Here is a 24309-nt window from a genome sequence, read left to right as displayed (position 1 = left end):
GTGTTATAGCTTAAATTGAATGCCTAGTAGGATACTGCGTGATGTTGGTGTTTGGAATAGATTAACTCCATTGGTAATCGCCTCAGGATCAAAATCATCTATTTTCGTCCACAACAATAGATTGTCACCTTGAACGAAACAGGTAGCACCCTTTAAAAATCTCAAATCATCCATATGATAACTCAACCGAGCATTTCTAAGTTTGAGATAATCTGCGTTATATAAATGACGGGTAGAAACATCATTAGAAAAGCTGTTATTACCATTAACCCTTATCGGTACCTCAGCATCGGGGTTGAGTGGTGTCCATGGGTTCAACTGCGCTTGTGTACTGGTATATTGCGGTAGGAAACCATCGTCGTCCCGTTTAAATGCAGTCCAGTCATACGCCTTTCCTCCTATTCCATAAGTCAACAAAACGTCCAAGCTAATTTTCTTGAACTTAAATTGATTGCTCCATCCTCCTTGCACCTTTTGAATAGCATGACCAAAAATTCCAAATCCTGCTTCTTCTGCATCAGCCGTTTTTTCTCCAGTTCTCTTTCCATTTTTCAATTTATAGTACATAGCAGATCCATTAGTTGGATCTACTCCGGCGTAATCCCTTAAATAGAAAGAATTGAGACTCTCACCTTCTTTTATTATGATGGGGTGCTGACCATTAGTCGAACTGTAAGTCGGAATAATATCAGAAGGTAGCTTCGTGATTTTATTTTTTAGCACCGTGGCATTTATTCGAGTATTCCACTTAAAATCCCTTTTATCCATTGCCTGGTAGCTTACACTAAACTCCCATCCTGTATTTTTCATTGCCCCATAATTCTGTAGTTGACTGGTGAATCCTGTTGTCGAGGAAACGGGTATGTTCAATAATAAATTGCTGGTTTTCTTATTAAAGTACTCGATGGTTAGATCTATCGTATTGAAGAGTCGTGCATCCAATGCTAAATTTGCATTTTTGCTGAGCTCCCAAGACAGATTTGGGTTTGCTAATTGTCCATAAGATAAGCCAGATTCTGAAGCATATGCTTTACCTGCCGTGGTAAAAAATGCTAAAGACGCATAGTAAGCAGGTGGAAGATTTCCATTGGTACCATAGCTTGTCCTTAGTTTTAGATAATCAAATACAGTATGTTTGAAAAAGTTTTCCTCACTTAGCAACCAAGCGCCTGACAAGGACCAAAAATTGCCCCAACGAGAATCTTTACCAAAACGAGACGATCCATCACTACGAATGCTTCCAGAAACAAAATATTTATCAGACATACTATAATTCATCCGACTGAAATAAGATAATAGCGAATAGTTCTCAGATTGACCATTCCAGGACCATAACGTACCAATACTACTTGAAGACAACAGCTCGTTGTCCAAAATATCATAACCTGAATTGTTCATGGATTTCATATTTGACTCTTGAGCCTCAAAACCTAGTAGAACATCAAAAGCATGGATGTTGCTCTTTTTCTGATAAGTCACAATATTGGACGATGTAAATTGAGATCGCTGACCTTGGGCAACATATAATGCACCATTCCATTGACCACCGCCTGCTCCGAAGACCTTATTGTCATATAGCGTCTCTTCTAAACTCTGATGATCTATTCCCAAAGTAGACTTGAATTTGATTGCATATGGCAGTATGAATTCCGCGTATGCAGACCCTCTCAATCTGACATCTTTGTTAGCGTATTTCCCAACTTCGATTACGCCAATGGGGTTGGCATTTTTTTCGATTTCATTAGGTAGGTTTGCCAAGCCCATATAACCCTTTTCGTCATATATAGGTGCAGCTTGAGGTAATACTCGTGCCATGAATAAAGGATTCAAACCGCCTACATATTCCGAATCATATTGACCACTGTTGCGATCCGTTTGAGCCACGGATAGATTTGCACCTAGATTTAGCCATGACTTAGCTTTATTTTCCAGATTCAATCGACCAGATTTACGTTCAAGGTCCGATTTAATAATCGTACCATTTTGTTTGAGGTATTCACCAGACAGATAAAAAACAGTCGATTCAGCTCCACCACTAGCTGATAGCGCATAGTGTTGCGTACTTCCAGTTCTATAAATCGCATCTAACCAATCCGAATGAGCATCATGAGTACCATAAATAGATTGATAGTCCTTATTCGCTAGTGATTGATATTTTTGCAAGAGTTGCGGATTATTATAGATCTTAACATAATCAGCATTCTCCTTATTTTGAATATATTGATTCACCTGTCCTAATTGCCAAAGTTGTTTAAAATCTTTATTTGATATTGTTTTTTCTTGTGTTAGATTGGTCAACAATCCACTTTGAGCAAGCACATTAAGCATCGTCCCTCCCCTTTGTCCCCTTTTAGTCGTAATGATGATGACACCATTGGCAGCTCGAGAACCATATAAGGATGCTGCAGCAGCATCCTTCAATACCGAGATGCTTTCGATATCATTCGTATTGATGGAAGCTAAAGGATTGATTTGATTAACAGTACCATTACCCCCAATTCTCGAATTATTATCACTGTTTATCACAACTCCGTCCAATACATATAGAGGTTCTCGAAGCCCATTTATAGACCCTATTCCCCTAATCTGCACACTCGAACTAGCACCTGGCTGTCCAGTTGTGTATATATTTACACCTGTCACAGTGCCTTGCAGTGATGTTTCAAAACTAGCAGCTGCGGTTTTGGTCAGATCCTGTTCCTTTACTTGCTGCAACGAACCTGTAAAACTCCTTTGATTGGTATTGCCATAAGCAGTCACGAGCACCTCCTCCATTACACTTGGTGCTTCATCCATAACAACGACAATCTCTTGCCTCGGATCGAGTTGAATGACCTGCTGCTTAAACCCCAACATGGAAAATTGTAACATGGGATTACGCTGTATATTCATGAAAAACCTACCTAGATTATCGGTTTGGGTGCGATTAGTGGTTCCTATTTCCTGTACCGTAACATGAGCTATTGGATTTCCTCTCGAATCCTGCACAACTCCCTTTATATTAACCTGATTATTAGCAATTTTTCTAAGATATTGCTTTGCAAATGATACCCGAACATTGGTCACTTGCAAAGCAATGACCAAACCGAGTATATAAAATAGTCCAAATGGACATTTTGATAACGGCATAATGACTTATAATATTGATATAGTCCATCCGGTTGTTCCGTAAATTATAATAATAACATACGGAGTATTCGAATACGATAAACCAACCAATTGTTAGAAAATTGATGTAAGAGTAAGATGGTAGCCGTAAGCTACCAACATGAAGCAGCGTAGCACTTCACTATGACTTAAGAAATTTATGCCGTTTTCGGTGGACGAAACGGATTTGCCAAATATATATTATGATACGGAGTCGAGATGTAATCTGTCTGCGTCATTTGCGCTACTATAGGACCATTAAATTGAAGTTGAAAGCTATAAATCCAATCTACTTGTAGCATGGTAGTGTCTACTACCTGGCGGTCGGATTGTTCTTTCTTTTTTGCTTCCGCTATTTTTTTCGCTAAGAAACAGGTACCATCACAATGAAGCATGGGTTTATCTTTGTTTATACAAAAATATTCCTTGATGTAATCCACATTGGCAACATAAAAGAAGATGGGAACGAATGGTTTCGTTAGAAAGACCATCACCATTGTTAAAATAAAAATTTTCCCAAAATTCATTCGTTATCCCGATTAAGAGTACCACAAAAATAGTTTTTTTATCTATTCAAACAAAGGTCATTTCTAAATATATCCAGGTTAGTAAAAAATAGCCTCTCAAAATATGAATTTGATATAGTCACTCCGTAAAATCAGATACGATATGAAAAAATGATCTAGCGCAATTGTTGATAACAATTGAAAAAACTGTACCTTCGCAAGAATTATGGGTTACGCAAAAGAAAGAAAAAAGCTCGAGAAGCTTTCTGAAAAAACAGTTTCACTTCAACACTTTGATAGTGCAAATTTAGCAATCATTACAGATATATTTGAACAATATTCACATACGATAAGGATACTAAAGAATAAAGATACGGCAACATTCAATGAACTGTACACGACAGAACTTCAAGAAGTGAAGAAGTGCAAGACAGCTCTTAAAGTCGCGGAAGAGGTAGATCGTCAAATCCATTTCATGGAATACAAAGACACGCTACTGGATGCTATCGCAAAGACAATCACAGCAACATTAAGTATTGCTTAAATGAATTCCCTGTTCAGAAAATCTTCCGAACAGGGATATGCATCATGCTGGTCAATCTATCCATTCCACAGTACATCTACCGATCATGCAATCTTTTTATATAAGTCAACGATACGCTTATCCTCTTTTTCAGAGTAAGAGAATGACAATTCCTTTTTTCTAACATTCAAACTTCCGAATAGTAGAAACGACCTGAAATACAACGGTGAAATATCCAAAGTATTCAATAATCCTCAGGTTCTTAATTTTTCGCATTTATCGTATTGCTACAATTAGAACATGTTTTCAGTTTGTAGCTCCACTATTCTTATAAAACTTAAGTCCATATGCCAGTGCTATTCTTCCTTTTGTTATAAAATAGGTATTAAAATAGTGCATATTTACACATACACATTCCATGACGAATAACAAAAAAGTAGATTTAAAAATCATTCTAATAATGGGTCTATTGACTGCCATAGGCCCGCTTTCAATAGACATGTACCTTCCCGCTTTTCCAGCAATTGCCAAAAGTTTAGGAACGACAGTATCTGAAGTTACGCTTTCACTTTCCAGCTTTTTTATTGGCATTTCTGCAGGTCAAATGCTTTACGGACCTTTATTAGATCGTTACGGTAGAAAAAAACCGTTATATGCAGGACTTTGTCTATTTTTCTTAGCTTCTGTTGGTTGTGCTTTTGCACCCACCGTATCAAGCTTAATTCTTTTTAGATTTTTACAAGCTGTTGGAGGCTGCGTCGGCATGGTGGCAGCAAGAGCAATGGTACGGGATCTTTTTACCGTAAAAGATAGCGCCAAAATATTCTCTACATTAATGCTTGTCGTTTCCGTATCACCTATTATGGCACCTACTATCGGTGGCTATATCACAGCTTATTTCGGATGGAGAGCCATATTTTTCGCACTCATTTTCATCGTATCGATTATCTTGGCAGGTACCTATTTCTATCTACCCGAGAGCAAACAACCAGACCCTAGTATTTCACTAAAACCAAAACCGATACTCCGAAGCTTTGCAAAAATATTAAAGCACCCCCTTTTTATAACCTATGCTTTAACAGGAGCTATATCTTATGCCGGACTGTATGCCTATATTGGTGGAGCACCTTTTGTATTCATGGAACTTTTCAAAGTCAGTGAAACACAATTTGGATGGATCTTTGCTTTTATATCTATTGGTTTGATCGGTGCGAGTCAATTGAATAACATAGCGCTAAAATACTTCTCAAATGAAAAAATAATCCTGGTAGCCTCGGGAGCACAAAGCATTATCGGCATTTTATTTGCCAGTTTCGCTTTTTTTGGATTTACGAATCTAATCAGTACCGTACTACTCGTATTTTTATTTTTAGTTTGCCAAGGTTTTATTTTTCCGAACACAACAGCACTTGCTCTGGCGCCATTAAGTGGCAATGCCGGCAATGCTTCTGGTTTATTAGGTGCTATGCAGATGACAGTTGGTGGCTGCGCTGCTGCATTGATTAGTTTTATACAAGACCAATCAACTTTACCAATGGCAGGTATTATGGCTTTCTGTGCAGTCGTTGCCTTCATAGCACTAAATTTAGGCAATCGTTTCATTTCACAAAGCACAACTACTTATGCTTAAACTGCTATTTGAAGCAATTTAAACATAAGTAGTTGTGTTATGATACTTCCGTCAACGAATATAAAATATCAGATCAACAGAAATAAACAATGAAGTGTCTTTATTTCTGTTGATCTGTGCGATAATAGGACCTTTTATTTAAGTTCCCACAGCATCAATATTTGATCATCTCACCAAACCACTATTTACAGCGCCTCTCTAAATCTCCCAGGCATAAGAATCGTAAAAAGTAGAAAATTGCTTCAAAACTGGTTGTAAACCCACTTGTTTTTTGCTTAAAAATTTATATATTTGGGTAAAACTAAACCTATAAACAAAATGGTTCCTATACCATGTTGTGTTTATTCGCGCTAGTAATCAAACCAAATTATAAAACCATAATGAAACATCTTAAAAGCGTTGTATGTTTATTTACGATAGGCATATTACTATTAACCGTATTCACATCTGCTGCACAAAGTCAAAAAAAGCAGTCAAAAAAACCGCTTATCGTATTCGTCACAGGAGATCACGAATATAGCGGTGAAGAAACCCTACCTCTTATAGCGGCAGAACTAGAAAAGAATTATGGCATGCGTACCCTTGTTTTAAAAGCAAGCCCTGACCATAATGCTGAAGAGAACATTCCAGGATTGGAAGCGCTAAAAGATGCAGATCTCGCCGTATTCTACCTACGTTGGAGACGTTTACCTGCTGATCAAGTAAAATTCATTGATGACTACTTGAAATCAGGAAAGCCTGTAATCGGATTCAGAACAAGTACTCATGCCTTCAATTATCCCAAAGGGCATCCACTAGAAAAATGGAATACGTTTGGAGAATTTGCATTAGGGGCTCCTGGTGGATGGGGCAAGGGTGGACATACTCATTATGGACATGAGTCCAGTACAGATGTCGCTATCATACCTGCCGAGCGTAACAATCCCATTCTTACTGGTGTAAAACCAGCCTTCCATGTCCGTTCTTGGTTATACCATATCGTGCCTGACTATCCTTCAAAAGGAGCGACTTGGCTTCTGATGGGAACAGCAGTAGATCCAGATAAAAAAGCCGTCGAAAACCCCGTTGCATGGACATGGAAAACCGCAGCAGGAGGCAAAGTTTTCACTACGACACTTGGTCATCCAGATGATTTTCAAGACGAAAGTTTTCAACGCTTACTCATCAATGCTATGCACTGGGCAGTAGGAAAACCGATCCCTAAAAAATGGGCTGGGAAAGTGGATATTCAAGTTCCATATAGACAATAATAACTTCAAATCAATTCGTACTATTTCAAACATATTTCATTAAACACATTATGGAACTTTCGATACACAATTGGATGCGAGCCGAAACAATAGAAACCACGATTCGCAGAGCTTCCAGTTTAGGCTATACCAAAATTGAAATTGCTGGTAGTCCAGAACATTATGACACTAAACACGTCAGAAATCTATTAAAAGAATACGGTCTATCCTGCTGGGGATCTGTAACCCTAATGCTAGAAGATCGTAATTTACTTGCTAAAGATGAGGCTCAACGTGCAAAATCTGTACGGTATGTAAAGGATGTTGCACGCATGGTGAAAGAACTGGATGGTCACATGATTTCTGTCGTACCCGGTACTGTAGGTAAAATCATACCCGACGGTAGACCTGAAGAAGAATGGCGATGGGCCGTAGAATCGCTCCAAGAAGTATATGCTTATACCGAATCGTCGGGCATATTGATTGGAATAGAACCGATCAACCGATTTGAAACCTATTTTATCAATAGAGGCGATCAAGCGTTGGCTTTGGCAGCAGCTGTAGGTCCTAACTGTGGCGTCTGCCTAGATACTTTTCATATGAATATTGAAGAAGACGACCTCTATCAAGCCATTATAAGAGCCAAGGGAAAGCTGGTGGGATTTCATGTCGCTGACAACAACAGAATGGCACCAGGGATGGGTACACTCAATTGGAATAAAATAATCGAAACATTGGACCATATCGGTTATAATGAAGTTCTTTCGGTTGAATTCTGTGCACCTCTAGATCGCACACCAGCCAATCCCCACCCCAATTCGATTGATGAAAATCCGAAAGACCTTTCTCCAGAGCAAAAGAAATTTTTAGAAGACCATGGTAGCGCATCCGTGTCCGAAGAATTCTACACCATGCTGACTAGAAAATCAATCGAAACCCTATCCCCATTTATTAAATAACCGATGTCAGTAACTGCGAAATAGGTGGTCATACAACTCAAACCTTCGTAGGTGACGTCATACCCTTATAAAACAATTAACAATAATGAAACCATCATGAGCGTAAATCACATGACAAAACATGCAATAACCGGCTTATAATAGTTTCATTTCCACTATTAAACAAATTATAATAATGAAAATAACGAACGTAGAAGCATTTTGGCTACGATGTCCAATCCCCAAAGAAAAACAACACTTTTCTGATTATGGTCTACTGACCAATTTTGACATGACATTGGTTGTCATCACCACCGAAGATGGTCTTCAGGGCTTTGGTGAGGCAAAAGCAGCAGTTGGATCTTCAGGCGTTTGTGCATCGATTGTCTCGTGTATTGAAAACGAACTAAAACCTATATTGATAGGTAAAGATGCTAAAAACATCAATCGCCTTTGGGAAGAAATGTACAATGGCACACGCGATCATTATGCCCTTACAAGAGGTCGAAGATTTCCTATCCTTGGCCGAAGAGGTTTGACCATCTCAGCAATGAGCGGCATCGACACGGCGCTATGGGATTTGAAAGGTAAGGTATTGGGCGTTCCCGTTATGGATATATTGGGTGGTGCCTGCCGCGAGCAGATGCCTGCCTATGCAAGTGGTGGCTGGGCAGATGTAGCACATATCGGTGAACAGTTGAATGGTTATGTGGCTAAGGGATTTCAAGCCGTTAAAATGCGTGTTGGAGTAATGGATCAGACCGTTCAAAACAGTATTGATCGCGTAAAAGCCGCAAGAGAAGCTTTAGGTCCACACATTAAACTCATGGCTGATGCCCATGGCACCTTTAGTGTTCCTGAAGCAAAGCAATTTTGTCGCGGTGTGGAAGACTGCAACCTCTACTGGTTTGAAGAACCAATCAGTCCTGACAACAGGCATGGAAACTGCTGAAGTAAGAGCTTCCTCCTCCATCCCTATTGCAGCAGGGGAAAGTGAATTCACCAGTTTTGATATGCGCGACCTGCTTGAAGTTAGAGCTTTGGATGTGATGCAGCCCGATGCCGCGATTATTGGCGGTATTTCCGAAACGATGCGTGTTGGTCATCTAGCTAGTATCCATCAGCTAGAATTAGCGCCGCACTGTTGGGGGTCTGCTTTTTCATTTATGGCCGGACTCCATGTTGCATTCGCTTCACCAGCAGCCACCATCATTGAGTTTTCTCTTGGTGGAAATCCAATGATGTACGACCTGGTCAAAGAGCATATTACAGTTACAAATGGTGTCATAGAAGCTCCAACAGCCCCTGGATTGGGCTTGACCCCAAATTGGGATTTTATCCAAGAATTTAAACAAAAAAATTAACGCATTCTATAAATTGTACTATCAATCTTAACCTTATGGCACGTGCACTCAAAATCAATCACGTTACACTTATTGTAGACAGTCTAGAAAAAGCAACGGCATTCTATCAACATGAACTCGGACTAGAGCCCCTTGCAGCATTCAGATTTGATTACCCAGTGATGTTTTTCAAATTTAACGATCAGCAACAACTTCACCTATCCGAATGGGAAGACAAGACATCATTCCGCGGGCACATCTGTGTCGAAGTAGATGACTTTAACAGCATCTTTTTCCGCATGAAAGAACTTGAGGCAATCGATATCCGGCCTTGGGGGAAAGTTAGACAATTGCCTGATGGAGCAATGCAGCTTTTTGTACGCGATCCCGCAGGTAACCTCGTAGAAATATCATCAGCGCCAGGCAGTGCAATAGATCCTAAAATCTTTCAGGACGAACTCTATGAAGAAGGAATCTATATTTCAAATCGAAATGATTTCAGAGGATTTAAATCTGATGATGCCACCCTATACCATAAATAGCATATTGAACGTAAAACATAACCTTATCAATGAAACTATCATGAGCATTTACAAATTATACACATACTACGCTAAAAAGAGCCCCGTATATATTTGCTCGTGATAGCTTCATGACCATTAACCGATTGAAATAAGCTCAATAATTCGATTAAAAGCTGACACTCATTATTAACCATAATTTACTTGGATGAAAAAAAACGTTTTATTACTGGAAACTATCGCCGAAGAGGCCTACCATCTGCTTGATGGCCAGGTAAACCTGTTTACAGGATACGATGATACTTCCTTAAATAAAGTATTGGAAAAACATACGATTCATGCCATCATTACTCGTGGAAAGGGACAAATAAATAAAGCACTTCTTGAGGCTTGCCCCGATTTACTCGTCGCAGCAAGATGTGGTGTCGGACTCGATAATGTGGATATACAAGAAGCTACGATTCGGAATATCAAAGTTATTCATGCACCGGCATCCAATGCTGCTACAATAGCAGAACATACCCTCGCACTGATGCTCATGCTCATGCGCGACCTCTATCAATCCATAGCTGAGGTGAAAAACAATAACTGGAACTGGCGCAACCAATATAAGGGCGATGAGCTCCACGGAAAAACTCTCGGTATTGTCGGCTTGGGCAATATTGGGCAACGGGTCGCCAAACTTGGCGATGCATTTGGTATGCAGGTATTGTATTCGAGTCGAACGTCCAAGGATGTCCCTTACCCCCAAGTCTCATTAGACTCCCTCTTACAGCAAGCAGATGTCGTGAGTCTACATGTGCCTTATACTGCCGAAACTGACGTATTAATAGGAGCACCGCAACTAGCCTTGATGAAATCAAATACCCTATTGATTAATACAGCTCGAGGTGCACTGATTGATCACAATGCGCTTATTCTCGCACTGGATACCGGTATTATTGCAGGATTCGCAGCGGATGTATTGCCCGAAGAGCCACCGCAACAGGACGCCCCGATAGTCAAACATTCCCGCGTACTCATTACGCCACACTCGGGAAGCTTGACCGCTACAACCTACCAACAGATGTGTGTATCCACAGTCAAAAATGTACTTGCCGTACTAGAGGGCAAAGGCCCTGACGAAAAGAGCATTTATAACTTCAATGCACTTCAGGCTCAATCATAACTTGTCTTACAGTAAACCAAAAAAGGGGTAAATAGCCTATGCTACCTACCCCTTTAATAGCGATTAACCCACTAGCTATTAGCGTTCTAACGGGTACTTTTTCAGTAACTCTTCAGGTGCGTAAAATCCTTTTTTGTCAATAGAAGCAGCACGAACAGTCTTAACTTTTTCTGGTGTAACCGCCGATGCTTTATTGCCGAAAGAATTACGTACATAAGTCAATACGGCAGCTACCTCCTCATCATTTAGCATCCCCTCAAATGGTGTCATTGGTACCTGCCCAGGAAACTTCTCGCCTTTAACCTCCATAGGACCATGTAAGCCTTTCAGTACAACATTAATCAAACGTTCTTGACTACCTGTAACCCATTTTGTTCCGTTAAGTGGAGGAAAACCAGCTAAAGGTAATCCCTTACCATCTGTTTGATGGCAGGTAACACAATAACCTTCTTTAGCAAATATTACTTTGCCTTTAACATATAAATCTCGTTCCGCCCCCCGCAGTGAGGTTGTTACTTTGTCTTTCTTTTCGGCGTTATCCTCCTCTCCTTTAAGATTAGCAAAAGCCATAGTATAAGCAGGCTCTATCCAATCATCGAGACCAGCTTTAGCTACTGCCATTAAAATAGGAAGGCCCTTTTCCTTTGGCAGCCAAGATGCTGCCGTCATGGCTTCAAGACGAACGCGACCACTTGTGTCTTGAGCAGCTTGCATCAATAACTTATCCTGGTCCTTTACCTGATGCCCTGTATACCTAAGCACTCTCACTGCAGCAGCCCTAGCGTGATAATCTGGCGCCTGCAACAACTGACGGAGCAATTGTTGATCAACTTGGTTTAGTCCCCAACTTACCCAAAGTGCTTCTGTCAAATGATGCGCATATTTCGGATCATTTTTATCCAATCGTGCAACCCATGTTTTCAACAGCGGCAGCACCTCATCAGCTTTACGTCCCCGTAATTCCGCACGAGTCCGATAGCGTGTTCTATATTCCGGAAGTTTCAGATTTTCCAAAAGCACAGGAATACCAGCATCTGCAATTTGAGCAGGCTTGATCAATGGTCTAGCAGGATAAGTAATCCTGTAGATACGGCCATGCACATGATCACGTAGCGGGTCGCGCGCATTATGCTGCATATGCCCGATCAGCATATTGTGCCAATCGGCGATATACAAAGAACCGTCAGGAGCGAATTCCATATCCACAGGTCTAAAGTTTTTATCCTCACCTTGCAATAGATCTTGCCTATGCATACTTTTATACCCCGTTCCCTCATCCACTATACTATGTTGCTTGGTTCCCAGAAAACCGATTGTATTATTGATTAAAAAATCACCTTGCCATTCATCTGGAAAATGACGGCTAGACACAAACTCAAGTCCCGAAGTCGGACGCACGCGATGTTCATCCTGAATCAGATTTCGCGATTTAGGCGTAACCACACCATACTTTGGCTTGATAGTTACCGGAAGCATCCAATGCACATCAGGTCCAGAAGTTTCTGCATAGAAATTTTGTCCCCAGTCATCAAAAGCAATACCCCATGGATTGGGCACGTAAGGTTGGGCCATTCGTTCCAGATGGCGACGTTGCGGACTATAACGATAAAATCCACCATTAGTAGCACGCACAGGTCCATAAGAAGTCTCTATATTGGAATGTAAAAACACACCCTCACCCATGATGAGTGCTCCAGATGGATCCACAGTGAAAGCATGAATGTTATGGTGCGTATCATGATCATCAAAACCACTTAAGATAATCTCTCTAACATCAGCACGGTCATCACCATCCGTATCCTTTAATAGCATAAAATTAGTTCCTTGAGATAAGTAGACCCCATCTGCTGTAATTTCAAAGCCCACAGGCAAATGCAACCCATCAGCAAAAACAGTTTGCTTATCTGCTTTACCGTCATGATCTGTATCCTCCAAAATAATCAACTTATCATTAGGTTTCGAATCACCAGGTTTATAGTGCGGATAGCTAGGCATGGTGGCTACCCACAGACGACCTTTATTATCGAAGGTAATCTGACATGGATTAGCCAAATCTGGAAATTCTTTTTCCGAAGCAAAAAGCTCGATTTTAAAGCCAGGAGCAACTTTCAATTTAGCCAATGCATCATCCCCGTATAAATAGGCAAGACTACCATTTTGATCCGGATTGTAATTCGTCTGAACCTCAGGTGCAGGAGTAGTTTTTTTATCTTCAATAGCTACGTTCATCTGTTCCCCATGAGTTGCCGCCCAGATGGCACGATCTCTAATCGCAGTCATTTCACGGATTTTAACAATTTCAGCAGGATAATTATCCGGGCCAAAAGGATCATATCTTCTCCCATTGACATGCACACCATTCGGAATTTTAATATCGTTATGCCACATCCAATTTTTTTCAATAACAGCAGCATGCACAAGATCACGATGCTCTTCATGCTTGATGCCTTCCTTACCAAAGATCAGATCAGCCAATAAAGGTGCAAAACGAGCATAGCCATCATTGCTCAGTTGAGAACCATCAATTGTAATCGGTTTTCTCGTCCACTTAAACCATCTTTTCGTTGGCGTGTACATATCGACAAAATGAACACCATTTTCTGCTGCAACTACTTTCATGGCATCTGCATATAGCGCTAGATTTATGTTTTCTTTCTTTCCATCAGGTAGATCAAACTGTTCGGACAAATCTTCAAAAGCAATGGGAGAAACTAAGGCCAATTTTGGAGTTGATGTACCGTTGTATTGCTGTTTAAGTGTATGCTTGATAAAAGCATCTAGCTCAGCTTTGTAATTTTCCAAACCTGCGGCACCCGCGAAAGATTCATTATAACCAAAGAAAGCGATAATGATATCCGCCTTCAAACGCGTGAGCCATTGATCTTCCGTTTCAAAAAAACCTTGGCTATCCGAAGGATGAGCAAGCGTTGTTTGAAATTTTTCTGCTCCCGGAAATGCCCAAGGTGTTTGGCGACTTGCATGTGGTCGGAAACCAGGAGTATTACCCCCATCGCACATGTTTCGAATAAAGAGATTGGAGTCAGGATAACGCATTTGCAATTCCGTCTCGAAATGCCCATAATTCATCATTCGTGAACCCAAATTGTTACCGATGAGCACGATATGCGCATCCTTTTTCAATGGTAATGCGGGTTGGTTTGATCGTATGAGAAATAAGATACCACACGCTGCAACAACAGCAGCCGCGATAATAAAAAGAACTTTCATCCTTTTATTTGGAAATTTTATCATTATGTTATTAGGTTTTACTTAATTTTCATTAAGCTTGGTTGTAACTACTTTGCAAGATAATAAATTCCCTGAAATTACATTTATTAATGGAGGCACTATTTCATTTATAATAAGATTCTTACAATCCGTAGGTGCAGCACAATATCTCAAATAGGGAATAGCTTATCCGATAATGGATAAGTCTACCAATAATTATTAGTTTTATCTCCTACAAAATCAATGCTAATAGATTATTGATTCTGCGATCAGATATTGAATCACTAAATACCCATATGATCAAGAGCCCATAAATAATAAAGGAGATGAAAAAACATCTTCATTATTACTATATTGACCTCATCATTGTACATTTCAAAAAAATCTCTAAAATGGAACAATTAAATTTTTCGAAGAACTGGAATAACAAATTGGACTGCCAGGCCTTTACCACATTACGATTGCCAAATCCAAAATATCAAGTTGGGCGATTGTTTGACATCACTTTGCTCGAAGAAACTAAAGGTGTAGGTAAGATCACCGCCATACAATACCTTGATATAGAAGATATCGATGAGTACATCGCTAGATTGGATACCGGTTGTTCAGTTGATGCATGTAAAATGATCATTCGCAATATATATCCACATGTTGATTTTAAACAACAGCAATTAGCATTGCTATTAATTGTAAAAGAAGAAGGCGACCCTCTTTAAAACCACTATTTCAAGACTTTTACAACGTATGTAGTCCGATTATGCGATTATGAATATACCCTCTACTGATACCCCCCTAATACTTACATTAGGGGGGTATTTTCAAACTGTACTACTCAATCCTTAAACTTCATACCATTGAATATCCGTACCGGATTACCACGCTCTAGTTCAGTATGATTTTGCCACTGTTGGGTGCTATGCTGCTGATCTAGATCCAGTTGTCTTTCCATCAATTTTTGTTGCAACCGTTCTTTAGCTATCTTTCTATTTTGCACCTGCGACCGACTATCCATCGCTACGGTCATGATACCAGTAGGCATGTGCAATGCTCGAACAGCAGAACTGACCTTATTGACATGCTGCCCTCCAGCACCTGAACTACGCATAGTCTGATAAAGAATATCATGATCCGAAAGCGTTACCTGCTTTGTTTCGCAAATTATGAATACTGCAATAAACCAATTCTTTCTTTTATGGTATTTACGGAAAGGGCTTTCACAGATCCAAAGCAAAGAACCCTTCCATGATTGGAGAAATGACTCCAACTCATCTCCACTTAACTTACAAATAGCCGATTTCAATAAACCGTCACCACTCCTATCTTGATTCATTATCGTCACCCCTATCTGCCTAGACATGGCTTCCTTCTGTAAAATACCTAAAACCTTTGTGAGAAAAAACTCACATTCCTTCGGACCTTTTCCCGAACTTAATTGAATATTAATTTCCATAGATTATTATCCTTCCATACGTACAAACTTGGGTCTGAACATCCCCAAAACCTGCACCAATTCTTGTTGTAAATACATTACTTTTTCAATGTCTTTATATGCCATAGGCAATTCATCGATACTGCCACCAATCACCTGTACACCCGCATCAACTAAACTGTTCTTCAATTCAGCTTTCGTAAAATTTGCTTTAGCATTGGCTCTAGAATATAGTCGACCTGCACCATGCGATGCCGAGTTCAAACTCCCCGGATGTCCAAGTCCTTCTACCAAATAGCCGGGTGCCGTCATGGAACCAGGGATGATACCCAACGTTCCTTTACTTGCCGGCGTTGCACCTTTACGATGCACGATACATTCTTGACCATTCACCAACTCTTTCCATGCAAAATTATGATGGTTCTCTACGGTCAATATGGTGCGCTTACCCAATGCTTTTGCTATGCGATGGTGGATATTTTCATGACATGCAGCTGCATAATCTCCGGCAAGATTCATTGCCAACCAGTACTCCTGCCCATCATGCGTATTCAAGTCCAGCCAGGCTAAATGCTGCACATGCCGTGGTAAAGGACATTGTTTTTTAGCCAGATAAGTATAATGTTTGGCAATATTAGCACCCAATCCACGCGAACCACTATGCGATAGTACAGCTAAATAAGAGCCTTTTCCCATTTTCCATCCCGGTCTCGTTTCTAGGATATCGATGATGCCAAATTCTACGAAATGGTTTCCACCACCCGAAGTACCCAATTGTCTGTACGCCTTGTCTTGCAGCCCTTTCAGAAGTGGAATCTCCAAAAATTCCGAACGGTTTAATATTTCATGGTCACTTTTGTTCCTATGCGTTTCATACATTCCAAATTTGGTGTGTTCGGCTAGGATATTCAGTAACATAGCATCCTTACCCTTCATATAAGAGGCCGGAAGATCGAATATAGATAGGCTCATACGACAGCCAATATCCACTCCAACACCGTAGGGTATCACGGCTTGATGCGTTGCCAATACACCACCTATCGGTAGACCATACCCAGCATGGGCATCGGGCATCAAGGCTCCAGCCACCGAAATCGGTAATTTCAAGGCATCATACAGTTGAAATTTAGCTTGTTCGTCAATAAGATCTTCACCAAAAATGGAGAATGGAACCCGTTGTTTGAGCAATTCATGCATCCTTACCTCCACTGGTTTCACCAAGCTTTCGGCAACTTTACCCCAAGTACCGTCGCCCGAAAACTTTGCAGGATCCGTTAATACTTCTTTGATTTCAAGTAAGATGGATTCTTTTTTCTCCCGCTTTCGGTAGCGCTGTATCTGCGCCAAACCTATATTAATTGTATTATTTTGTGGAAAACCTAATTTTATAAGGTCTTTCCCTGAGATTTTACTTCCCATTATTGTTTAATAAAATTGAAAAAATGTGTTTAGGAAAACACAATAAATACGTTGGAAACTGATCCAACAGATTTCAATTCGGGAAAATTTGCGTGTAAAAAACAGAATAAACAAAAAAGCCCGAATTATCTTCGGGCTTTAAATATATTGATTTGATGTAATCCGTTATATCTGGGCACGAAGAATCACGACTGCAATCGTTGCAGTAATGTTAGCTGATGTTATAGTAACTATAGACATTTTTGTTCTTCGTTTAAAAGGGTTTTTATTATTTATCGCTACAAATATATATTTTTTTTAATTAATGCCAAAAAATTCTACTTTTTTTTATCATCCCATTTTCTAGTGTTAACCGAAACACTCATCATTACACTATTCAAATTTTAACCCTATAAAATAAATGTGAACATAACGTTGTTGTGGATTGTTATCTAAATAAAAAAGATGAAAAACATCATTCCAACACAAAAAGAAGGAAATAAACTAGACTGTTTTGAAACAGTAGAATTTTCCACCACAGAAATCGCAAGTGAAGCCTTTGTAGTAGCATCGCACAATCTCTTAGCGATCAATGATTGGCATCACATCGCCGAATTACCAGCAGCTGTATTCATATTGGTGGATAACAAAGGCAATACGCTCCATCGCCCCTTACAGCTCCATGACTATATCAAGATCAATATCCCCGGACCAGGCTTACCTCGAACAAAAGGTTATGATTGGGTCAATGTCGTGCATATGGAATCTAAAGATATGAACGAGTTTAAGATATTATCCGTCAGTCTAAAACCTTGTCCAGACCCAACCAACCCAGATAACAAAGAAACGGCACATTTCTTTGAAGGTTTGGCCACCTCAACGTTGATAGTCGAACAACGCAATAATAGCCTCTTATTTGAATATGCCGGGCGAAATGAAGTACTCAATACGGCCAACGACCATATCGTTGACAATGTCCGGAACTTTATGGTTGGATTGGGAGCCGTAATCGGGGCCTCGTACCCTCAATGGAAAGCATTGATAAAAGGCTTTGCCAATGATGTTAGGGAAGAGTAATATTGAAAAGCAAATGTCGAACTTAATTTACTAAATTAGCGAGAGCAAATAAGACCTCATAGAAAATAGAACCCTTGAAAATGAATAAAACTTTTTACATTTTGTTTTGCTTAATTGCATTACCGCTATCCTCTTTTAGTCAAGGGACAGGATTAACAGCAGATGAACTTTTTGTAAAAGCACGGACACAAGCTTTTGATCATAAAAATTATGTCGAAGCAATAAAAATTACTAATCAAGCTCTGCAACAGGCACCGGACTATACCGATATTGCTATTTTTTTAGGCCGCCTATACACTTGGTCAAATCAAATAGACTCTGCACGAACAGTATTCGAAAAGCTAAATAATCAAAATGTGAAAGATGAGGATTTCTACATGGCATATGCCTCATTAGAGTATTGGAACGACCAATCGAACAAAGCTATTCAGCTGATAAACAAGGGGATTTTGCATCATCCTGAATCACAAGATCTGCTTCTATTGAAAACAAAAATTGACTATAGCAACAGCGCATACGATAGTGCCGAACAATCAGTGATCCAGTTATTGACATTAAATCCTAAAAATTCAGAAGCACGTATACTCGCAAAAAATATCCGGGAATATACAGCCAAAAATGCAATCGGATTAAATTATAATTTTGTCCACTTTGATAAACAATTTGATGATAACTGGCATATCGTGGCACTTAGTTATAAAAGAGCCACACCACTAGGTTCAATTATTTTTAGAACCAATTATGCAAATAAATTTGCAGACGATGGGCTGCAGTTCGAATTGGAAGCATACCCACGACTGTCCAAAATGTTTTACCTCTATGTAGCTGTAGGATATTCTAATAACGTCAGTATATTTCCCAAATACAGAAACTGGGGTATCCCTCTATGCTAACCTACCACATAGTTTCGAAGGTGAAGTCGGTTATAGACAACTTTACTTCACCGACAACATCTGGATGTATACAGCATCCTTAGGAAAATACTATCAAAACTTCTGGTTTAATCTTAAAACTTACCTAACTCCAAGTAATGAGAACATCTCTCAATCCTACGCAGGGACAGTTCGGTATTACACAAAAGGTACAAATGATTATTTAGGCTTTATAATCGGTACAGGTCTCAGTCCTGAAGAAAACCGCAGCAACTTATTAGATATGTCCATTTATAAATTAAAGACTTTCAAAGTAGGAGCCGAATATAACTTATCCATTAATCAGACAAATCTTTTCTCCCTATCATCTACCTATTATAATCAAGAATACAAACCTGGGTTTAAAGGCAATCAACTGGATGTTACACTAGGCTATATCAAAACCTTTTAAGGTTTTGATATAGTTACATCAAAATAATTGGTATAAATACTATCGGGCAGCAATTGCTTTTGTCTATAGAATTGTTTATTCTTAAGCTTAAAGTTATCAAACCGCTTCATTAGTTGCTCGAGTACATTCTCATTTGTCAATGATTCTTCGTCAAAGTTCATATCAACTTTATAAAGCTGCCCATCAGATAGATGGTAATCACCATATACAAAATCAATCAACTGGTTCTTACTTTGCATCATTGCGGCCCCATTACCCCTTGATGATAATCCCTCATCTAAGCCTTTTCCTACCCAAGTCACCTGAGTCGGTGTTTTAAGATGATAATTTTCTCTATAAAATGCTAACAATGATGGTGTCAAATCAAAATGACTTACCTTATTATGGAAGGTATGTGCGCTTTTTAAAAGAGGAGAATAAATCATTAAAGGGACATGATAACGGTCGATCTTGCTCTGCAAAGGAATCTCGGGCATAGCATGATCACCTGTAATCACAAAGATTGTATTGCCAAAATCAGTTCTTTTCTGATAAGCTTTAAAAAACTCGTGCAGGGCATCATCCAAATTTAATACCGATACCAATTGTATACGGTTTTCCAAAGCCCATCTCCGCTGCTCATTAGAGAACGTTTGCGTAGCCATACGTTTATCAAACAATTGCTCATAATATGCTGCATTATTGATTAAGAAAGGATTGTGTGTAGAAAGCGTCAACAATAGATTAAAATATGGCTGTTCTTGTAAATGTTGTACTTCCAATAACTTACTAAATACCGCTTGATCTTCATACCCCCAGCTTTCCCCACCTTTCTCTGGAAGCTTTTTATACGGTGCCGAAAAAGATCTTTGATCCACCAAGGTATCAATATCATTATAGGTCATAAATTTTTCCATATAATCGAATTGAGCATCCCCTCCATAGAAAAAACCTGTATTAAATCCGTTAGCTTTTAATATATTGAAAAGATTGAAATGATGTGGTAAACTATCCTGTTCCAAAAAACCATGTGTCGCAAAAGGTAACGAACCGGTCAAGGTCGGAAGGACTGAGAATGTTCTTCCCGAAGAACTTAAATTATTATCCCAATACAAGGATTTTTTAGACAAAGAATCTATAAAAGGGGTAAAATTTCCAATATACCCAGATGGTGAACTAAATGCATGTCCCAGCCCCTCCACCACAATGATAACTAGGTTTGGAACCGATATCCCTTTTTCAAAATAGAATCCAAGTGCATCTTTTGTATCTTCATTGCGTAGAAACGGAAAGCTAGCATCATGCGGTACCACCTCTTTACCTCCATTGTATCTCCACATATCTGGGTGTTCATCTTCATAATTAGAAATATTGGAACCTAGAAAATAGCGCCACTTACTCCTTGCAGCATTTTGGGTAAACTCGTCTCCTTTGATTGAAAAAAAATCTTGATTATCAACTGGTATAAAACTAACCATAAGACCTGTTACAATCATAGAAAACCCCACATAGATCGTCTTAATAGTTTTTTTTGAAGCCATCCAGAAAGGGATGTATACCCCCATCACCAAAAGTAACAAAATTGCAATATTGCTTAAACTAAGCATCCCGCTAGCCTCCAATATCTGCACCATTTCAGATGTGTTGTAATAAAACATATCCGCACCAAGTAAATTTCGCGTTTCGGAAAAGTAAAGAAACAATATATACTGCATAACCACCACAAAAGACAATAACAGTATCGTTTGCATTCTAGCCAAAGAAAGGCTCACAAACTGGAATAAAAGATAAGAAACACCACCTATAGCCAAGACCTGAAAAGCAAAGATCAAATTTCCCAACAACAGTGGTATAAAACCACTCGAAGAAACCGAGTTGTGTAAACTGTCGACCATACCACCACCACTCTACACCTACAGATACCATATAGAGTATAAAAAACACCAGCCCTATGCATCCATAATTTTTCAAACCGACCTCTAGCTTTACGCGTATACGTTTGAAGAATGGCTCATCAGCCTCCCCCTGCTGAAAACCCTGGCGTTTCATTTCGCCCCAGCTATGTTGTTTTCTGAAATAATCTATAAAACCACGTACACCCGATCCCAATACAATCAGATGAAAGTAAAAGGGTTCCAAGATAGCTGTCGTAATCAATTTTGATAAATCCCTTTTTTTACCATAAACTTGATGACTGACCAAGTCTACCAAAATGGCATAAATAGAGTATAAAATTCCAGAAGAGATAACTAGCGCAAAAAGAGCAAAGAAAAATGGCCAATTAATGATTCCTAAAAAAAGAAAGATGAGAAATACAATATAGCCTGCAAACTCTACCAAAGGGCCAAGGAGTTCAAAGAAAAACCAATAAGGGAGACTTACCATCCCTAACTTACCATATTTTGGATTAAACATCAACTTACGATGCTTCCACAAGGTCTCTATAGTTCCCCTCATCCAACGATTACGCTGATTTTTTAATACTTCCTTAGATTCGGGTACCTCTGTCCAACATAATGGGTCTGGTATATTCACTACCTCGTAAGGAAACTTTTGCTCTTCCATATAGCGACGCATACGCACTACGAGCTCCATATCCTCACCAACAGTACAATTATCATATCCGCCACAAGCCAATACAATCTGCTTATCAAAAGCGCCAAAAGCACCTGAAATCAGGATAAGTCCAGAAGCTCTCGACCAGGCCATTCTTCCCAACACAAAGGCACGGATATACTCCAATGCCTGTGTTCGTCCAAGCAAAGATTTTGGTAAATTGACATCGATAACCTTACCATTTTCAACTTTACAATTGTTAACTAGACGGATAACACCCCCACAAGCAATAACACGCTTGTCCGTTTGTTCGAGAAAAGGTTTAGCAAGTTTCAAAAGTGCGTCCTGCTCCAATATGCAGTCCACATCTATACAGACTATATAATCGCCTGAAGATATATTGACCCCAACATTGAGTGCATCTGCCTTACCGCCATTCTCTTTATCGACCACAATCAGTTTCTTAAAGGCCGCATTTTTACTCTTATAAATGCCCCTTACTTCTTTCGTCTGAATATTTCCTTGTATAAAAAAAGGTACAGACTCCAATGAATAAGCTTCAATAAGTTTATCCATAGAGTCGTCTCGACTTCCATCATTGACAATAATGATTTCCAGATTATGGTAGTATAACGAAAGCAGAGAACGTACGCTTTCAACCACAGCCATACCTTCATTATAGGCTGGAGCAATAAGACTAAAACTAGGTGCATTTACATTGGTCGCAACCAAGTTATAGTCAGTAAAGGTATTCTCATTTTTGTAACGGCATACAGCACCATAAGCATAGATACCCACCCATGAATAAATCAATAGAATAGCAATAGAATAAAGTAAAAAAAGCCAAATGACTATTTCATAGACAATATGTGCGAACTCTAACATACCTTTTCTTGTAAAGCGTGGTTTATAATCTGTTTATATTGAATTGGAGTACGCTCGTCAATAGCTATATCTCTCAGATACTGGCGTTGTCCTAGAGCGACCAATACTTCAGCTGACCAAATCTTGATCGCTGTATCTGGATGTTCCCACAATTGTGTTTTCAAAAATCCCTCACTCTGCATACTTCTCGATAGCTTGAACACCTTTAATATTGCAATTTGTACTTCCTGTGGTTGATTAGGAAACGAAGCTATCAATTGATTGATCGTGTCATTATTCTCAAAAGCCTGTAGGGTTCGAACTGCCTGCACCCTAACAGCAACAACATCGTGTATTAGTAACTTCATCACAGGGATATAAAATGATAAAAGCTGAAATTTACGAATCAAACGGAGTGCGAAAATTATAACAGAAGAGCTATCACTTGTCAACCATAAATTAATATTTAGTAGCTCTGGATTAGGTATTTCGGTAATTGAGTTCAACAGACGTAACTGCTGCCAATCGGAAAGCGGTTGAACCAGGTAATCCAGAAAATGTAGTCCTTCTACCCCTATAAAACTTACTACTCCGTATTGTGCTTCTTGGTACACTTGCTTTTCTGCATGTGTAAGCATAGCGGTAAAATCAGGCAATGCACGTATCACTCGCATAGCCGTCAACTCCTGGATACCACCCGCTATGAGATAAGATTTTCTTTTACGAAGATTGCGCCAGGCTTCTTCCTCTAGGTTGAACTTATGAAAGAGGTGGGTAATTTCTTCTCGTGCCGCACCAGAAAACTTACGTTCAGAAGTCACCAAAAGATCTAGAAACAAACTTCTAAAAGCAGGATCCCGTAAGTGCTTTTCAAAGGACTCATCTCTTTCTACAAAGTTTTGACCAAAAGCTATAGATTCTATAATTTTATTTTCAATGATATGTGTCCATATCTGCCTATTATGCAATAGCCGATACTTATATATACTATAGAAAAGCACCACAATAATCAATAGCAATACCGAGATAAACACAATGGTAATGGCTATTACGAGTTCATGGATAGTGATTTCTTGCAACATTGAACTTCCAATTATTTTGACAATCTCTTAATACGTAAAAGAAGCTCATTGAGACTAAAGGGCTTCACCATAAAATCAGCTGCCCCCAAATCAAAAGCATCTATGACTACTTCCTCCTGCCCCATACTAGAAAGGACGATAACCGGTGTTTTTTTTCCGATAGTGCGTATAGTAGCTAAAATCTCTATACCAGAAGCAAAAGGCATCATAATATCCGTCACTACCAAGTCAATCTCCAATTCTTTGATTTTTTCTATAGCTTCTTTACCATTTCGGGTCAGAATGACAGTATGTCCCTCTTTTACTAATTTATGCTCTATGGTACGTAAGATCAATTCGTCGTCTTCAGCTATTAAAATCAACATTAT

General features: G+C 39.3%; 21 protein-coding genes. 12 read left to right on the top strand and 9 right to left on the bottom strand.

The window, feature by feature from the left end; translation table 11 throughout:
- Positions 1 to 3 precede the first annotated feature (3 nt).
- Complete coding sequence (locus ACFX5U_RS10665) at positions 4 to 3129, bottom strand: SusC/RagA family TonB-linked outer membrane protein (protein ID WP_400263444.1); 3126 nt, start codon at positions 3127 to 3129, stop codon at positions 4 to 6.
- Positions 3130 to 3305: 176 nt separating this feature from the next.
- Entirely contained in the window at positions 3306 to 3674 is a 369-nt protein-coding gene (locus ACFX5U_RS10660) for a hypothetical protein (RefSeq protein WP_400263443.1), read from the bottom strand.
- A gap of 205 nt (positions 3675 to 3879) precedes the next feature.
- Here ACFX5U_RS10660 and ACFX5U_RS10655 point away from each other — a divergent pair, with 205 nt between their 5' ends.
- The 8 genes from ACFX5U_RS10655 (at position 3880) to ACFX5U_RS10620 (ending at position 11005) form a co-directional block, all read left to right on the top strand.
- Positions 3880 to 4197, top strand: coding sequence for a hypothetical protein (locus ACFX5U_RS10655; RefSeq protein ID WP_038698355.1), 318 nt, complete (start codon positions 3880 to 3882; stop codon positions 4195 to 4197).
- Between the two features lie 397 nt (positions 4198 to 4594).
- A complete protein-coding gene (locus ACFX5U_RS10650) occupies positions 4595 to 5806 on the top strand; it encodes a multidrug effflux MFS transporter (protein ID WP_400263442.1) in 1212 nt (403 codons plus the stop codon).
- A 380-nt stretch (positions 5807 to 6186) separates the two neighbouring features.
- Complete coding sequence (locus tag ACFX5U_RS10645; RefSeq protein WP_400263441.1) at positions 6187 to 7056, top strand: ThuA domain-containing protein; 870 nt, start codon at positions 6187 to 6189, stop codon at positions 7054 to 7056.
- Between the two features lie 50 nt (positions 7057 to 7106).
- Positions 7107 to 7994, top strand: a complete 888-nt coding sequence (locus ACFX5U_RS10640) for a sugar phosphate isomerase/epimerase family protein (RefSeq protein WP_400263440.1) — start codon at positions 7107 to 7109, stop codon at positions 7992 to 7994.
- Between the two features lie 175 nt (positions 7995 to 8169).
- Entirely contained in the window at positions 8170 to 8925 is a 756-nt protein-coding gene (locus ACFX5U_RS10635; RefSeq protein WP_400263439.1) for a mandelate racemase/muconate lactonizing enzyme family protein, read from the top strand.
- Positions 8882 to 9337, top strand: coding sequence for an enolase C-terminal domain-like protein (locus tag ACFX5U_RS10630; protein ID WP_400263438.1), 456 nt, complete (start codon positions 8882 to 8884; stop codon positions 9335 to 9337). Before ACFX5U_RS10635 ends, ACFX5U_RS10630 begins: the two co-directional genes overlap by 44 nt.
- Before the next feature lie 35 nt (positions 9338 to 9372).
- Entirely contained in the window at positions 9373 to 9858 is a 486-nt protein-coding gene (locus ACFX5U_RS10625; protein ID WP_038698345.1) for a VOC family protein, read from the top strand.
- A gap of 187 nt (positions 9859 to 10045) precedes the next feature.
- Positions 10046 to 11005 carry a 2-hydroxyacid dehydrogenase gene (locus ACFX5U_RS10620; RefSeq protein ID WP_400263437.1) on the top strand — a complete coding sequence of 320 codons (960 nt, stop codon included), beginning with the start codon at positions 10046 to 10048 and terminating at the stop codon, positions 11003 to 11005.
- A 78-nt stretch (positions 11006 to 11083) separates the two neighbouring features.
- On the opposite strand, the gene ACFX5U_RS10615 is transcribed toward ACFX5U_RS10620, so the two are convergent.
- Positions 11084 to 14233 carry a PVC-type heme-binding CxxCH protein gene (locus ACFX5U_RS10615; protein ID WP_400263436.1) on the bottom strand — a complete coding sequence of 1050 codons (3150 nt, stop codon included), beginning with the start codon at positions 14231 to 14233 and terminating at the stop codon, positions 11084 to 11086.
- 326 nt (positions 14234 to 14559) lie between these two features.
- On the opposite strand from ACFX5U_RS10615, the gene ACFX5U_RS10610 reads away from it, so the two are divergent.
- Positions 14560 to 14949, top strand: a complete 390-nt coding sequence (locus tag ACFX5U_RS10610) for a hypothetical protein (protein ID WP_400263435.1) — start codon at positions 14560 to 14562, stop codon at positions 14947 to 14949.
- Positions 14950 to 15065: 116 nt separating this feature from the next.
- Here the strand turns inward: ACFX5U_RS10610 and prfH are convergent, their stop codons facing one another.
- Positions 15066 to 15683 carry a peptide chain release factor H gene (gene prfH, locus ACFX5U_RS10605; protein WP_400263434.1) on the bottom strand — a complete coding sequence of 206 codons (618 nt, stop codon included), beginning with the start codon at positions 15681 to 15683 and terminating at the stop codon, positions 15066 to 15068.
- 6 nt (positions 15684 to 15689) lie between these two features.
- Positions 15690 to 17081, bottom strand: coding sequence for an RtcB family protein (locus tag ACFX5U_RS10600; protein WP_400263433.1), 1392 nt, complete (start codon positions 17079 to 17081; stop codon positions 15690 to 15692).
- A gap of 444 nt (positions 17082 to 17525) precedes the next feature.
- On the opposite strand from ACFX5U_RS10600, the gene ACFX5U_RS10595 reads away from it, so the two are divergent.
- From ACFX5U_RS10595 to ACFX5U_RS10585, 3 genes are all read left to right on the top strand, one after another.
- A complete protein-coding gene (locus ACFX5U_RS10595; protein WP_400263432.1) occupies positions 17526 to 18137 on the top strand; it encodes a hypothetical protein in 612 nt (203 codons plus the stop codon).
- An 80-nt stretch (positions 18138 to 18217) separates the two neighbouring features.
- Positions 18218 to 19030 carry a YaiO family outer membrane beta-barrel protein gene (locus ACFX5U_RS10590; protein WP_400263431.1) on the top strand — a complete coding sequence of 271 codons (813 nt, stop codon included), beginning with the start codon at positions 18218 to 18220 and terminating at the stop codon, positions 19028 to 19030.
- A complete protein-coding gene (locus ACFX5U_RS10585) occupies positions 18972 to 19460 on the top strand; it encodes a YaiO family outer membrane beta-barrel protein (RefSeq protein WP_400263581.1) in 489 nt (162 codons plus the stop codon). The genes ACFX5U_RS10590 and ACFX5U_RS10585 overlap by 59 nt, the downstream gene beginning before the upstream one ends.
- Here ACFX5U_RS10585 and ACFX5U_RS10580 read toward each other — a convergent pair.
- From ACFX5U_RS10580 to ACFX5U_RS10565, 4 genes are read right to left on the bottom strand one after another with little or no spacing between them, the layout of a single operon-like run.
- Positions 19457 to 21280, bottom strand: coding sequence for an LTA synthase family protein (locus ACFX5U_RS10580; protein WP_400263430.1), 1824 nt, complete (start codon positions 21278 to 21280; stop codon positions 19457 to 19459). The genes ACFX5U_RS10585 and ACFX5U_RS10580 overlap by 4 nt on opposite strands.
- Positions 21192 to 22880 carry a glycosyltransferase gene (locus tag ACFX5U_RS10575; RefSeq protein WP_400263429.1) on the bottom strand — a complete coding sequence of 563 codons (1689 nt, stop codon included), beginning with the start codon at positions 22878 to 22880 and terminating at the stop codon, positions 21192 to 21194. Before ACFX5U_RS10575 ends, ACFX5U_RS10580 begins: the two co-directional genes overlap by 89 nt.
- On the bottom strand, positions 22874 to 23941 hold the full coding sequence (locus tag ACFX5U_RS10570) for a hypothetical protein (protein WP_400263428.1): 1068 nt from the start codon (positions 23939 to 23941) through the stop codon (positions 22874 to 22876). The genes ACFX5U_RS10575 and ACFX5U_RS10570 overlap by 7 nt, the downstream gene beginning before the upstream one ends.
- A gap of 11 nt (positions 23942 to 23952) precedes the next feature.
- Complete coding sequence (locus ACFX5U_RS10565; protein ID WP_400263427.1) at positions 23953 to 24306, bottom strand: response regulator transcription factor; 354 nt, start codon at positions 24304 to 24306, stop codon at positions 23953 to 23955.
- Positions 24307 to 24309: the final 3 nt, after the last annotated feature.

Source organism: Sphingobacterium sp. SG20118 (assembly GCF_044740685.1).
Classification (GTDB): domain Bacteria; phylum Bacteroidota; class Bacteroidia; order Sphingobacteriales; family Sphingobacteriaceae; genus Sphingobacterium.
The sequence above is the reverse complement of the archived record's forward strand: the minus strand, read 5'-3'. Positions and strand labels throughout refer to the sequence as shown.